This is a genomic window from Micromonospora sp. DT178 (assembly GCF_049841695.1).
Lineage (GTDB): Bacteria > Actinomycetota > Actinomycetes > Mycobacteriales > Micromonosporaceae > Micromonospora.
Map to the genome: position 1 here is coordinate 246154 of NZ_JBNCKV010000008.1, position 12709 is coordinate 258862.

The window sequence follows — 12709 nt, forward strand, 5'->3', positions numbered from 1 at the left end:
ACGATAGGTCAAGATAATATCTACCCGGGAAAAACGGCCTACGGCAGTTTTCCTGCGGCCACCGTCACGGTCCCGGAGCAGCCCGAGCCGCCGGGGCTCCCCGCCGGACGCGGCGGCACGGTGGCCCCCGCTCATGTGCCCTCTTCGGAGGACCCCGTGGTCCGCCCCGGTCAGGCAACGTCCCTACGTTGGGGCAGGACGATGGCCAGTAGCGCGGCGGCAAACGCGTAGGCGATCAGCAGCCCGGCCCCGGCCGGCGGGGAGAGGAGCTGCGGTGCGGCCCCGGCCGCGCCCTGGGCCGCCTGGGTGAGCGCGGTGAAATTGGTCAGCGCGGCGGTGGCGCCGCCAGGCAGGAACGGGTAAGCCGTGTTCACCTCGGGAATGAAGAGCAGCAGGTTTTCCCCCATGTAGAGATACGCGCCCAGGCCGGCCAACGCGATCACCTGGTTGCGGACCAGTGCGCCGATGCCCACGCCCAGTACCGTGTAGGCGGCCATCGCCACGACCAGGCGCAGCAGCAAACCGACGACGACATCGAGTGTTGCGCCGGCGGGGATGTCCCGGACAGCCATCCCGGCGTAAAGCGCGATGCCGGCCGTGGTCGTGGTGATCAGCCCATAGGCCACTCCGGCGACGAGGTAGACGAGGAGTTTCGCGGCCAGCACGCTCCAGCGTCGAGGTGCGAACAGGAATGCGGTCGATATGGTGCGGTGCCGGTACTCGGAGGTGACCGCCGTTGCGCCGAACAGCGCAGGGACGATCACTCCGAACCCGGCGAGGCCGAGTACCGCCCGGATGCCGGCCTCAGTGTCCATCCCGGGCAGTGGCGGGTTGACGTTCTCCGGGCCGATTACGGTGAGCAGCCCGACCAGGCCGCCTCCGAAGACGACCGCGGCGACCACCGCCCAAATCCAGAGGCGGGTGGCGACCAGCCGGCGGAACTCGGCTCGGACGAGGTGGCTCATCTGGTGGTCCTCTTTTCCCCGGTCAACTGCAGAAATGCCTGTTCCAGGTCGGTGCGGTACGGAGTCAGTCCGTACACCCGCAGGCCCGCGCCCGCCGCGGTGTCAGCCACCCGTTCGGCGTTGAGGCCATGGACTCGGAGGGTGCCCGGACCGGTGTTCTCGATCTGGGGCAGGCGACCGTCGGTCGTCCCGACGTCGCCCAATAGCACGGCGAGGAGGTCAGCGTCCGGAGACTGGACCACGACGGCGGGAACGGTTACCGCAGCGAGTTCGTCGAGGGTGCCTTCGGCCATCAGGCGCCCGCCGTCGAGCACAACCACGCGATCCACCATCTGCTCCACCTCGCTGAGCACATGACTGGAGACCAGGACGGTGCGCCCCTCGTTGGCGAACTGGCGCAGGAACCGGCGTAGCCAGGCGATCCCCCCGGGATCGAGCCCGTTGGTCGGCTCGTCCAGGAGTAGCACGGGAGCATCGCCAAGCAGGGCCGTGGCGAGGGCGAGCCGCTGGCGCATACCCGTGGAGAACTCGCCGGTCTTCCGGCCTGCGAATCCGGACATGCCCAGGGCCTCGATGACCTCGTCCGCGCGCCGTACCGGCAGCCCGGCCATGTCGCAGTAGATCCGCAGGTGGTCCCGGGCGCTGATTCCTGGGTGACAGCTCGATGCGTCCAGAGCCGCGCCGACGGTACGAGCCGGCTGCGGCAGATTGACGTAGCGTCGGCCACCGATGAGGGCGTCGCCAGAGGTGGGCCGGATCAATCCCAGGATCATCCGCAGGGTGGTCGACTTCCCGGCGCCGTTCGGTCCGAGGAAACCAGTCACCCGCCCAGGCTCCACGGTGAAGCTCAGGTCGGTGACCGCAGGGACGGCACCGAACCGCTTGGTGAGGTTGCGCACCTGCACCCTTACACCGTCGGACGTCTTCGTGATGCCGGTGAGCGGCTCGTCGTGGTCATCGGGAATCAGTTTCCGGATCGCGGGCATGAGGCATCGCCATTCGTGGTGGGTCGGCGGGGGCCGGTGTGGCCACCGGCCGGGGAAGGACGGACGAACCGGTTAGGACTTCCGGGTGGCCTCTTCGATGAGCCGGACCGTCGCGCGGGGGTCGCCGACCTGGATGACGAGGCGGTTGTAGCGTTCGTCGGTCAGTTCGATGACGACGGCCTGGGCCGGGTCGCGAACGTCCCAGAACACCCGCTCGCCGTCGAGGTGGAAGGTGCCCGCGACGATGACCCCGGGAAGGTGCGCTCCCGGCGCTCGCAGCCCCTTCGACTCCTTGACGATCCCCGGGTCTGCGGTCGCGCCCCTGACGTTGACCAGCGGAATCGTGAGTCGGCTCTTCAATGCCCAGAGCTTGTCCAAACCTTCGATCTCCACGACGAGGGCCTCGCCGTCAATGTGCACGCGTGCCATGTCTCTCTCCTCAGATCTCGTGCCGGCTGAGCTGGTCGGCCACAGCGCCGCCGGCTTCGGTGGTGTGCGTTCCGGACGCGCCGGCCCTGGCCCGCAGGCGCAGACCCAGCACAGCGGCGGTCAGCTCGGTGGCCGGCGCCGCGACGCGAGCGGTCTCGTCAGCGCCCTGATACGTGGCGATCAGAACCCGGCCGAGGGCCTCGTCGAACTCTTGCAAGCAGCCGGCGACAATTTCGGCGACCTCGGCGTCGATGGGCGCGCGTTCAACCGCGGCCCTCAGGAGCAGGTCGAAGCCGGTTTGCGCCGCGTCGGCGGCAAGTGCGCGATGCAGCGCCTCGGTGATGTCGTCGGCCGCCGAGACGGCCATGACGAGTGGTCGCACCTGGTGCTCCACGTGCCAGCGCAGCGCCCTTGTGTAGAGCCCACGCTTGCTGCCGAAGGTCTTGTACAGGCTGTTGCGATGGACGCCGAGTTTGGCCACCAGGTCATCGACGGACGTGCCGTCGTATCCCTGGTCGGCGAACACCTCCACAGCCGCCTGAACAGCCTGTTCCTCGTCGAACCCGCGTGGTCTTCCCATGTCAACCACGGTAGCCGGTTTAGGAACGGTCAGTCAAGAACAGTCGTTCCTAAATTCCGCCAAGAGATGTCTGATGACGGAAGGTAAGCGGCAGGTGACCGTGGGCAACCCGCGCCCGCGCCCCGACGACGCCAGCGGGCCCCGCCACCCCCGCGATGCGTCCCGCACACCGAGTCCGACACCCGCACAGCCGCCAAGTCCCACCCGTGTCGCGGACACCGCCGCAGCCCTGTCACCCGGACGCCACGCAGGTCCCCGCTGCCAGTCGGTCACCTGCCGGAGACGGGCCGACACCCCGGCCAGCCGCCGGTCGGGATCGGTGCGCTGTGATGAGAATTTCCCCGAACGACCGTCGCCCCAACGATGCGGCTACTCGAAGCAGCCCGGGTCTCCGGCCCCGTAGCGCAGGATCTCGGGCTCAGATTGCGACAGGTCGACCACGGTGGTCGGCTCCTTTCCACAGTCGCCAGCGTCGATCACCGCGTCGAGGAGATGGTCCAGCCGTTCCTTGATCTCCCACCCCTGGGTCATCGGCTCGTCCTCGCCAGGCAGCATCAGGGTGCTCGACACCAACGGCTCGCCGAGTTCGGCCAGCAGCGCCTGGACGACCGTGTGCCTGGGGACCCGTACGCCCACGGTGCGCTTCTTGGGGTGCAGCAGCCGGCGCGGCACCTCGCGGGTCGCCGGCAGGATAAAGGTGTAGCTGCCCGGGGTGCACGCCTTTACCATCCGGAAAACCGAGTTGCTGACCTGCACGAACTGGCCGAGTTGGGCGAAGTCACGGCACACCAAAGTGAAGTGATGCCGTTCGTCCAGCCGACGGATCTCCCGGATCCGATCCAGACCGGACCGGTTGCCCGGCTGGCAGCCGAATGCGAAGCACGAGTCCGTCGGGTAGGCGATCAAGCCGCCGCTGCGGATCAGGTCGACGACCTGCCGGAGGACCCGGGGCTGTGGGTTGTCCGGGTGCACGTCGTAGTACCTCGCCATACGCCCGAGACTAGGTGTTGCCCGGACGGCGCGCCTCCCCCAGTTCTGGTACGGCCACCTCGACGCGGTCGCCGCGGTTCGCACGGTCAGGGGGTCGACGGCGGCGTCGTGGCGGTCAGCACGGCCGCCGCCGCGGCGAGGCCGAGGAGGCAGGTCAGGGCCGCGACGCCGGCCATCCAGCCCGCCCCCGGGGTGACGACCGTCGGCCCCGGTGGCATCGGCTTCCCGCGCGCCGTCGTGGCCGGCCGCCACCCAGTGGTGCGGCGCGATGGGACGCACCTGGCAAGGGCGACCGCGCCCACGCACAGCGCCGGTGCCGCCACGGCCGGATAGGCCCAGCCGCCGAGCAGCGGGGTGAGCAGTCGCGCGCCGACGGCACCGGCCACCAGGAACGCCGCCGCCGTGCGCCGCCAGGCCAGCATGGTCCGCTCGAGTTGCAGGCCGGGGTCGCCGTCCAGGCGAGGGGACGTCATGGGTGGACCTGCCGGCGCCGACGGTTCCACGTCCCGGGAGCCGGCGGGACGGCTCACCGGACGAGGCCGATCAGGATCAGTCCGGCCGCCACGACCAGGCCCAGGCCGAGCGGCATCGCCAACGCGGGTGGCGGCAGGCTCCGGCCGAGGCGCAGCGCCGCCTCCGTGCGCAGCCAACCGATCCACGCCTGCACCGGCGCCGCGGCGCCGAGCGCGATCAGGACTACGGCCGCAGCCCGGCGCAGGCCGGGCGCGATGGGCAGGGCCAGCGCCTCCAGGGCGATCCCGGCCGCGAAGAGCGCCAGCGACGTACGGATCCAGGCCAGGAAGGTCCGCTCGTTGGCGAGGCTGAACCGGGGGTCGGGGTCGACGCCGGTGTCGAAGACCCGGCCGGGCCACCGGCGTCGCCGGTCCGTCCGCGAGGAGGTGTCGTCGCCGGTGTCGGCTACCACAGAGCGGTCACTCCCTTTCCGACGGCGATGATGCTGCCGATCAGCGCCAGGCCGATGACCGACCGCCGGGCCCGCTCCTCTGGCAGCCAGCGGGACAGGACCTGGCCTGCGGCGATGCCGACCGTCATCGCCACGCCGCAGGCCAGCAGCAGGGGCCAGGACAGCGCCGGCGTGCCCTTGGCCGCCAGCGACAGCACGTTGGTGACCAGGCCGACGATCTGCACGGTCGGCACGAAGCTGCGCTGGCCCCAGTCGGTACTCACCGCGTAGACGGCCAGGGGCGGCCCGCCGGTGCCCGCGGTGGTGTTGAAGAACCCCGAGGTGAAGCCCGACAGCACCGGCCCGCCACGGCTGCGGAGGAACCGCAGCGGGTTGCCCCGGGCGACCCAGGCGACGGAGATCGCCGTGATCGAGCCGACGCCGATGAGCAGCAGCGGGCCCGGCAGGGACGCCACCACCCAGGCGCCGAGGGGGACGGCGGCCACGACGCCGACGATCATCTCCACGGCCAGCCTGCGGTGCAGGGCCCGGAAGGTCGAGGCCAGGACGACGAGGTTGATCGCGGCGGAGAGCAGGTTCGCCAGCACGACACCGGTGAACGGGCCGAGGATGATGACCAGGAACGGCGCCGCGACCAGCGCGAAACCGAGCCCGGTGACCCGCTGCATGGCCGCCCCGAGGGCGACCGCCACCACCGCGAGGGCGGCGCCGAGGAGGGCCACCGTCAGCGGGACACGGCGTCGTCAACCACGTCGCAGAGGCGGCGCAGCCGGTCCACGGAGATGGTCCGCAGGTCGTCGGCCATCGTCGGGCTGCCGACGACCGACGCCCAGATCGCCCGGCCCGCCAGGAAGCCCGACGCGCCGGCCTGGCAGGCGAGGCGGACGGCGTCGGGGAAGAGTTCGGCGGGTACGCCCGACGACAGCACCACCCAGGGCCCGGTGACGGACTCGCTCAGCCGGGAGCAGCCGGCGACGATCTCCGCCGGGGTGCCCTGCCCGGCGGTGGGGACCTCGGCCTTGTAGAGGTCGGCGCCGAGCGAGCCGAGTTCCCTGGCGGCGGCGAGGATGCCGGCGTCGTGGTCGAAGGCGCCGCCCTGGCGGGGGGCGCGGGACACCGGCTCGATGATGCTGACGAGTCCGTTGTCGCGGCACCGCCGCACGAAGTCCGTCACCAGGGCGATCCGGGGGGCGGGGTCCTCGTCGGGGCGCCAGAGCACGAGCAGCTTGAGCGCCTTGGCGCCCTGGGCGCGTACGGCGGCGGGGTCGACGTCGTCGTCGATGGCGACGTCGGCGACGAACTCGGTGGCGCTGGCGGTGAAGCGGTCGGCGGCGGCGATCAGGGCGCACTCGGCGGCGACGGCCTCCTGGGCGATGACGGCGTCCCAGCCGAACTGCTTGTCGACGAGGATCGCCGAGGCGTACGGGCTCAGCGCGCGGGCCGCGGCGACCTTGAAGTCGGTGATCTGCGCGTCGGTCACCGGCTGGCTCTGGTGTGCGGCGAACATCGCCCGCAGGGCCTCCCGCTGGTCGACGGCGAGCATGGCGTAGCCGCCGGAGGGGCGGGCCAGGACGGTGGGCGACACGGTGGCGACGGTCATGGTACCTCCCAGAATTACCAAAGGACGTTGGCAACGTACCACCGGATGGTAGAAAAATAACATCCCTCGGTTGCTCTAAACTCTCCACCGAACCCCGTGGGGTGACATCCGGCAGGAGGGCCCGGCGTGAGCGTGCAGACGTCCCGTTACGAGAGCGCCCCCCGGCGCCGCACGCAGATCATGGCGGCGCTGCGGCGGGCGGGCTTCCTCTCCGTGGCGGACCTCAGCGCCCAGCTCGGCGTCTCGCAGATGACCGTCCGCCGCGACCTGCGCCAGCTCGCCGAGTCGCACGAGGTGACCCTGGTGCACGGCGGGGTGAGCCTGCCGCCCGGCGGTGTGGCCGGTCCCGGTTTCGCCTCCCGGGCCCAGACCCACACGCAGGCCAAACTGGCGATCGGGGCGGCCGCCGCCGGCCTGGTGCAGCCCGGCGACACCATCGGCATCGACAGCGGAACCACCGCCGCCGAGGTGGCGCACGCCCTGCCCGCCGAGTTCGAGGGATGCGTGGTCACCCACTCGGTGCCGGTGCTGGGGCACATGCTGTCGCGTCCGCGGGCCCGCGTCATCGGGATCGGCGGCGAACTGCTGCACGACAACCAGGCGCTGGTCGGCTTCGCGGCCCTCGACCTGACCCGCCGCCTGCGGATCCGGATGCTGTTCCTCGGCGCCGGCGCCGTCGACGAGCGCGGCGTCTACGTGCGCTCGGAGATCGAGCTCAGCGCCAAGCACGCCCTGATGGAGATCGCCGACGAGATCGTCCTGGTGGTCGACGCGAGCAAGTTGACCGCCACCGCCCCGGTGCAGGTCTGCGGGCTCGACCGGATCGACAGCATGGTCGTCGACGCGCCGCTGCCCGAGGCGGTCGCGGCGACGGTGCGGCGCAACGGCATCCGCGTCATCACCGCCTGATCTCCCGGCCCCACCCTCGCCACCGGCCGCCACACCGCGCGGCGACGCGTCCCGTTGCGGGGCGCGTCGTCCTTTTTCGCCCTCCACCGCCCGCCGCCGGGTCGACCCAGTTTGTTTCCAGCCCTTGACGGGCTGATGAACGGCGGCTAGAACTGCATGCAGTTCTTCACAAGTGTGAGAGAGGCCTCATGGGACTCAGCGGAGATCTGCAGCACGCCCCGGACGCCGTCCACCAGGCCGGCCCCTGCGCCGACCGGGCCGGCCGCCCGGTGGACACCGTGCGGCTGCCGGACGTCCCCGTCGCCGACGTGCGCTGCCGGGTGTTCCGCGCCCGGCCCGCCGAGCAGATCGCGATGTCCTTCGCCCCCCTGACCCACCGGGTGATGGTGCTGGTCGAGGTCGAGCTGGCCGACGGTTCGGTCGGCGTCGGCGAGAGCTGGGCCAACTACCCGTCCTGGGCCTGGCGCGAACGCGTCGCCACGCTCAGGGAGGGCGTGGCGCCGCTGCTGCTCGGCACGCGGCCGGCCGACCCCGCCGACGCGCAGCGGGCGCTCATGGCGAAGCTGGGTCCGCTGGGCCGCCAGTGGGGCGCCCCCGGCCCGATCCACCAGGCCGTGAGCGCCGTCGACATCGCGCTGTGGGACCTGGCCGCCCGGCACGCCGGACGGAGCCTGGCGTCGCTGCTCAGCACGCACCCCCGCACCGAGCTGCCCGTCTACGGCTCCAGCCTCGGCCCCGCCGGGGTCGCGGAAACCGCAGCGCACTGCGGGGCACTCGGGCTGACCGCCGTGAAGGTCAAGGTCGGCTTCGGCCGCGACCGGGACCTGGACAACGTCCGCACCGCGCGGCGCGTCCTCGGCGACCGGGCACAGATCTTCGCCGACGCCAACCAGGCGTGGTCGCTGCCCGAGGCGCTGCGGATGCTGCCGGCGCTGGCCGACCTGGGTGTCGCCTGGGTCGAGGAGCCGCTCGCCGGCGACCGCCCGGAGGAACTCGACGAACTCGCCGCCCGCACCGGCATGGCCCTGGCCACCGGCGAGAACCTCTACGGCGCTGCGGCCTTCACCCCGTACCTGCGGGGCAGCGGCGTCACCATCCTGCAACCGGACCTCACCAAGGTCGGCGGGATCAGCGAGTACCTGACGGTGCTCGCAGCCGCCGAGGCCTCCGGCAAGACCGTCAACCCGCATCTGTACAACGGCGCGATCGCGACCGCCGCGACCGTGCAGGTGGCCGCCAGCAGCGCGGCGACGTCCCTCGTCGAGTGGGACGTCCGTTCCAACCCGCTGCGCCGGGCCGCCGACGAGTTCCTGACCGCACACGGCACGGTCACCGTGCCCCACCGCCCCGGTCTCGGTATCGACCTCGATCCGGACCAGCTCGACCCGTACGAGGAGCAGCTGTCTTGACATCCTCCCCCCGCCTAAAGGCGGGTGAGTCCCACCCTCACGGGTTGGGGTTCCTGGTTCACGGCAGACCGCACGGAAGGAGGTCCCTCGTGTCTCACGTCCGCTCCGCAGGCGTTTTGCGTCTCGACCAGCCCGGCCGCGACGGCGATGTTCTTGGCGGCGTTGACGTCCCGGTCATGCCGGATGCCGCAACTCGGACACGTCCAACAGCGTGTGCCGAGAGAAAGCTCGGCGAGCAGATGCCCGCACGCCGAACACGTCTTACTCGATGGATACCAGCGGTCAACGACGGCGAGGGCGCGGCCGTCGCGGTGCGCCTTGTAGGCGAGCAGAGCGCGGAACTCGGCCCAGCCGGTACGGGAGATGGCCCTGGCCAGGGATCGGTTGCGGACCATGTTCGCCACCGCCAGATCCTCCACGGCGATGGCGGAAAAGCGGCGCACCAGGGCCGTGGACTGCTGCTGCAGGAAGTCCCGGCGGGCGTCGCGTACCCGCGAATGCGCACGGGCCACCCTTTGCTTGGCCTTGGCGCGGTTGGCCGAGCCCCTCTGTCGGCGGGCCATCATCCGCTGGTAGCGCCTCAACCGCCGTTCCCGGCGTTCCATGTGCCTCGGATGCCTGATGCGCTCGCCGGTGGACAGCACCGCGAAATCGGTCAGGCCGAGGTCCACGCCCACCACCTCGCCCGTCGGTTCGGGAGCGGTGGGTGTGTCGACGTCGACGGCGAGGGTCACGAACCAGCGGCCATCCGGGTCACGCGACACCGTCACCATCGTCGGGGCCAACCCAGCCGGGTCGATGTTCGGCCACGACCACACGAACCGCAGCACACCGGGTGTCTTTCCCAGCGACAGGTTCCCGCCCCGCAGGCGGAACGCCGACCGGGTGAAACTCGCGGACTGGCGGCCGCGCCGCGATTTGTACCGCGGATACCGGGCCCGCTTGGCGAAGAAGGCGGTCATGGCGGTGTGCTGGTGCCGCAGGGTCTGCTGCAACGGTACCGACGACACCTCACCCAGAAACGTCAGGTCGGGCTGCTTCTTCATTTCGGTCAGCGCCCGATCCGTCTCCGCGTACGAGGTCGATTTGCCTTCAGCGTGATAGCGGGCATGGCGGGCGGCGAGGGTGCGGTTCCAGACGACGCGTACACACCCGAACGTGCGGTTCAGCACCGCCGCCTGCTCTGGCGTCGGGTACGCCCGACACCTGTACGCCGTTCGCACAGGACCAGTCCTACCAGAAAGGACAGTCATGGCTGACAGCGCATTCGCCATTCCTCCCCGCCCTGAAGGATGGGCCATCCTGGCCGGTGATCTGGTGACCGATTCCCCGATCGTCGACGAGGTCCTGGCAACCCGGAGCGCGGTGCGCATCGGCGGCCGGGCGGTCCCGGACGCCGCCACGCGGGCGCCCGCGCTGCCCGTCGTCGACCCCTCCACCGGTACGGCCTTCGCCGAGGTCGCCACGGGTGGCCCGGCCGACGCCGCCGACGCGCTCACCGCCGCCACCGGGGCGCTGCCGGCCTGGGCGGCCACCCCGGTGACGCAGCGCGCCGCCGCCCTGCGGGCCATCGCCGACGACATCGAGGCCCTGGCCACCCGAGCGGACTGGGCCGCGCTCATCACCCGGGAGACCGGCAAGCGGCTGGCCGAGTCCACCGCCGAGCTGGGGCTGACCGTGACGTACTTCCGGGTCATGGCCGACCTCGTCGAACGGCAGGACGAGCAGCGGCTGACGGTGGTGCCGCAGCACGAGCACCGGGTCGCCGCCCGGCCGGTCGGAGTCGCGGCCGTGCTCACCCCGTGGAACTTCCCGGTCTCGATCCCCGCCCGGAAGATCGCCCCGGCACTCGCCGCCGGCTGCCCGGTGCTGTTCAAGCCCTCCGAGCTGGCTCCCCTGTCGTCGATGGTGCTCGCCGCCGTGTGCGAGCGGCACCTGCCCGACGGGGTGCTCGGCACCGTTCTCGGCACCCCGGCCGACGTGGTCTCCCCGTGGCTCGCGGCCCCGGCGGTGCGGGCGGTCTCGTTCACCGGGTCGACCCGGGTCGGTCGCCTGGTCGCCGCCCAGGCGGCGCCGCGGTTCCTGCGTACCGTCATGGAGCTGGGTGGTTGCGCGCCGTTCGTCGTCCTCCCGGACGCCGACCCGCAGGCCGCGGCGCAGACGCTGATGGTGGCGAAGTACCGCAACAACGGCCAGTCCTGCATCGCGGCGAACCAGATCCTGGTCGCCCGGGAGGTGGCCGGCGACTTCGTCGAGGCGTTCGTCGCGGCCAGCCGCGCCCTGCGCGTCGGCGACCCCCGGGACCCCGACACCGACATCGGCCCGCTCGCCCCGGCCGGCGACCCGGCGCGCATGGCCGACCTGGTCGACGAGGCCGTCGCCAAGGGCGCCCGCGCCGTCGCGCCGGGCGGCGCGGCACCGGCCGCCGGGCACTACGCCACCCCGACGGTGCTGCTCGACGCGCCCGTGGACAGCCGCGCCATGACCGGCGAGATCTTCGGACCGGTCGCGCCGGTGCACGTCTACGACGACCTCGACGAGGCGTTGGCGGTGCACCACGCCACGGGCTACGGGCTCGCCGGCTACGTGTGCGGCACTGACCTGGACGCCGCGCGGGCGGTCGCCAACCGGCTGCACGCCGGCATCGTCGGGATCAACACGGGCACACCGAACACGCCGTGGGTGCCCTTCGGCGGACTCGGCGACTCGGGCATCGGCTACGAGGGCGGCCGGCCGGGCCTGGAGGCGTTCCAGACCTACCTCAGCGTCGCCTCCCGGCCGGCGGGGGCCTGAGCGTCATGCGCCTGCTCATCGGCCAGACCGGCGCGCCGACCGCCGTCGTCAACGCGAGCCTGCGCGGCTTCCTGGAGGGCGCCGAGGGGCACGAGGTCCTCGCCCTGCGCGGGGGCCCCGACGGCCTCGTCGACGGCCGGCTCACCCCGGTCACCCTCGCCGACGTCCCGCCCGCGTGGACCAGCCGCGGCGGATCATGGCTCGGCGCCGGCCGCCGGGCGGTCACCGGCGACGACCTCGACGCGGCGGTCGCGACACTCGCCGCGCACCGCGTCGACGGGGTCGCCCTGATCGGCGGCAACGGCACGATGGCGCTGCTGCGGGCCCTCACCGAACGCGCCGAGCAGTCCGGGTTACCCCTGTGCACCGCCGGCATCCCCAAGACCGTCGACAACGACCTGGTCGGCGTCGACCACTGCCCCGGCTTCGGCTCCGCCGCGCGCTACCTGACCCGGGTCGTGCCCGACCTCGCCCGCGACCACGCGGCGATGCGGGCGATCGAGCCGGTGCGCATCGTGGAGACCCTGGGCCGGTCGGTGGGCTGGCTGGCGCTGGCCGCGACGTGGCACCGGGAGGACCCGGCCCACGCACCGCACCTCGTCCTGCTGCCGGAGGTGCCGTTCGACCGGGCGGACTTCCTGCGCCGGGTCGCCGACGCCATCGACGCGCACGGTCGCGCGTTCGTGGTGACCAGCGAGGGCGCCGCCCGCGAGCTGACCGACGAGCCCTTCGAGGCGGCCAACCACACCCGGATCCTGCTGGGCGGGGTGTCCCGCCGGCTCGCCGCGCTGGTCACCGCCGAACTCGGGGTCGCCGCCCGCGGCGAGGTCCTCGGCATGGTGCAGCGCTCGGCGGGCGCCCTGGCCGGCGACGTCGACCGCCGGGAGGCGGCCGAGGCCGGACGGCAGGCCGCGCGGCTGCTCGCGGACCGGCGGAGCGGGCTCATGGTCGGCCTGCACCGCGTCGGCACCGAGCCCTACACCGCCGGGTACGACCCGGTGCCGCTGGCCGAGGTCGCCGGTCGGACCCGACCGGTGCCCGCGCGGTGGCGCACGACCGATCCCGCCGACCTCGACGACTTCCACGACTGGCTCACCCCTCTCATCGCCTGAGTGACCCCTCC

Annotated in this window: 14 protein-coding genes; 4 read left to right on the plus strand and 10 right to left on the minus strand. The window is 72.2% G+C overall.

The window, feature by feature from the left end; genetic code table 11:
* Positions 1-170: 170 nt before the first annotated feature.
* From ACLQ22_RS17505 to ACLQ22_RS17545, 9 genes are all read right to left on the minus strand, one after another.
* Positions 171-965, minus strand: coding sequence for an ABC transporter permease (locus tag ACLQ22_RS17505; protein WP_425693232.1), 795 nt, complete (start codon positions 963-965; stop codon positions 171-173).
* On the minus strand, positions 962-1951 hold the full coding sequence (locus ACLQ22_RS17510) for an ABC transporter ATP-binding protein (protein WP_425693233.1): 990 nt from the start codon (positions 1949-1951) through the stop codon (positions 962-964). The genes ACLQ22_RS17505 and ACLQ22_RS17510 overlap by 4 nt, the downstream gene beginning before the upstream one ends.
* 72 nt (positions 1952-2023) lie before the next feature.
* Positions 2024-2380: a hypothetical protein gene (locus tag ACLQ22_RS17515; protein ID WP_425693234.1), complete on the minus strand. Its 357-nt coding sequence runs from the start codon at positions 2378-2380 to the stop codon at positions 2024-2026.
* Positions 2381-2390: 10 nt separating this feature from the next.
* Positions 2391-2960 carry a TetR/AcrR family transcriptional regulator gene (locus ACLQ22_RS17520; protein WP_425693235.1) on the minus strand — a complete coding sequence of 190 codons (570 nt, stop codon included), beginning with the start codon at positions 2958-2960 and terminating at the stop codon, positions 2391-2393.
* 369 nt (positions 2961-3329) lie between these two features.
* On the minus strand, positions 3330-3950 hold the full coding sequence (locus ACLQ22_RS17525; protein WP_425693236.1) for an L-threonylcarbamoyladenylate synthase: 621 nt from the start codon (positions 3948-3950) through the stop codon (positions 3330-3332).
* Between the two features lie 86 nt (positions 3951-4036).
* Complete coding sequence (locus tag ACLQ22_RS17530; RefSeq protein ID WP_425693237.1) at positions 4037-4423, minus strand: DUF202 domain-containing protein; 387 nt, start codon at positions 4421-4423, stop codon at positions 4037-4039.
* Positions 4424-4476: 53 nt separating this feature from the next.
* A complete protein-coding gene (locus ACLQ22_RS17535; protein ID WP_425693238.1) occupies positions 4477-4875 on the minus strand; it encodes a YidH family protein in 399 nt (132 codons plus the stop codon).
* Positions 4869-5597: a TSUP family transporter gene (locus ACLQ22_RS17540; RefSeq protein ID WP_425693239.1), complete on the minus strand. Its 729-nt coding sequence runs from the start codon at positions 5595-5597 to the stop codon at positions 4869-4871. The genes ACLQ22_RS17535 and ACLQ22_RS17540 overlap by 7 nt, the downstream gene beginning before the upstream one ends.
* Before the next feature lie 2 nt (positions 5598-5599).
* Positions 5600-6475, minus strand: coding sequence for a hypothetical protein (locus tag ACLQ22_RS17545; RefSeq protein ID WP_425693240.1), 876 nt, complete (start codon positions 6473-6475; stop codon positions 5600-5602).
* 126 nt (positions 6476-6601) lie between these two features.
* Between ACLQ22_RS17545 and ACLQ22_RS17550 the strand changes: the two genes are divergently transcribed.
* Both ACLQ22_RS17550 and ACLQ22_RS17555 read left to right on the plus strand, forming a co-directional pair.
* Complete coding sequence (locus tag ACLQ22_RS17550; RefSeq protein ID WP_425693241.1) at positions 6602-7384, plus strand: DeoR/GlpR family DNA-binding transcription regulator; 783 nt, start codon at positions 6602-6604, stop codon at positions 7382-7384.
* A gap of 188 nt (positions 7385-7572) precedes the next feature.
* On the plus strand, positions 7573-8793 hold the full coding sequence (locus tag ACLQ22_RS17555) for a mandelate racemase/muconate lactonizing enzyme family protein (RefSeq protein ID WP_425693242.1): 1221 nt from the start codon (positions 7573-7575) through the stop codon (positions 8791-8793).
* Between the two features lie 14 nt (positions 8794-8807).
* Here ACLQ22_RS17555 and ACLQ22_RS17560 read toward each other — a convergent pair whose 3' ends face one another.
* Entirely contained in the window at positions 8808-10094 is a 1287-nt protein-coding gene (locus tag ACLQ22_RS17560; protein ID WP_425693243.1) for an RNA-guided endonuclease InsQ/TnpB family protein, read from the minus strand.
* Between ACLQ22_RS17560 and ACLQ22_RS17565 the strand changes: the two genes are divergently transcribed.
* Both ACLQ22_RS17565 and ACLQ22_RS17570 read left to right on the plus strand, forming a co-directional pair.
* Complete coding sequence (locus ACLQ22_RS17565; RefSeq protein ID WP_425693244.1) at positions 10045-11586, plus strand: aldehyde dehydrogenase family protein; 1542 nt, start codon at positions 10045-10047, stop codon at positions 11584-11586. The two genes, ACLQ22_RS17560 and ACLQ22_RS17565, sit on opposite strands and share 50 nt — an antisense overlap.
* 5 nt (positions 11587-11591) lie before the next feature.
* Positions 11592-12698 carry a diphosphate--fructose-6-phosphate 1-phosphotransferase gene (locus ACLQ22_RS17570; RefSeq protein WP_425693245.1) on the plus strand — a complete coding sequence of 369 codons (1107 nt, stop codon included), beginning with the start codon at positions 11592-11594 and terminating at the stop codon, positions 12696-12698.
* Positions 12699-12709 lie beyond the last annotated feature (11 nt).

Excerpts from the sequence above, each read along its gene's own strand:
- ACLQ22_RS17510 (WP_425693233.1), bottom strand. The coding sequence starts at position 1,951 with ATGCCCGCGATCCGGAAACTGATTCCCGATGACCACGACGAGCCGCTC.
- ACLQ22_RS17515 (WP_425693234.1), bottom strand. The coding sequence starts at position 2,380 with ATGGCACGCGTGCACATTGACGGCGAGGCCCTCGTCGTGGAGATCGAA.
- ACLQ22_RS17520 (WP_425693235.1), bottom strand. The coding sequence starts at position 2,960 with ATGGGAAGACCACGCGGGTTCGACGAGGAACAGGCTGTTCAGGCGGCT.
- ACLQ22_RS17570 (WP_425693245.1), top strand. The coding sequence starts at position 11,592 with ATGCGCCTGCTCATCGGCCAGACCGGCGCGCCGACCGCCGTCGTCAAC.
- ACLQ22_RS17545 (WP_425693240.1), bottom strand. The coding sequence starts at position 6,475 with ATGACCGTCGCCACCGTGTCGCCCACCGTCCTGGCCCGCCCCTCCGGC.
- ACLQ22_RS17565 (WP_425693244.1), top strand. The coding sequence starts at position 10,045 with ATGGCTGACAGCGCATTCGCCATTCCTCCCCGCCCTGAAGGATGGGCC.
- ACLQ22_RS17560 (WP_425693243.1), bottom strand. The coding sequence starts at position 10,094 with ATGGCCCATCCTTCAGGGCGGGGAGGAATGGCGAATGCGCTGTCAGCC.
- ACLQ22_RS17505 (WP_425693232.1), bottom strand. The coding sequence starts at position 965 with ATGAGCCACCTCGTCCGAGCCGAGTTCCGCCGGCTGGTCGCCACCCGC.
- ACLQ22_RS17555 (WP_425693242.1), top strand. The coding sequence starts at position 7,573 with ATGGGACTCAGCGGAGATCTGCAGCACGCCCCGGACGCCGTCCACCAG.
- ACLQ22_RS17530 (WP_425693237.1), bottom strand. The coding sequence starts at position 4,423 with ATGACGTCCCCTCGCCTGGACGGCGACCCCGGCCTGCAACTCGAGCGG.
- ACLQ22_RS17525 (WP_425693236.1), bottom strand. The coding sequence starts at position 3,950 with ATGGCGAGGTACTACGACGTGCACCCGGACAACCCACAGCCCCGGGTC.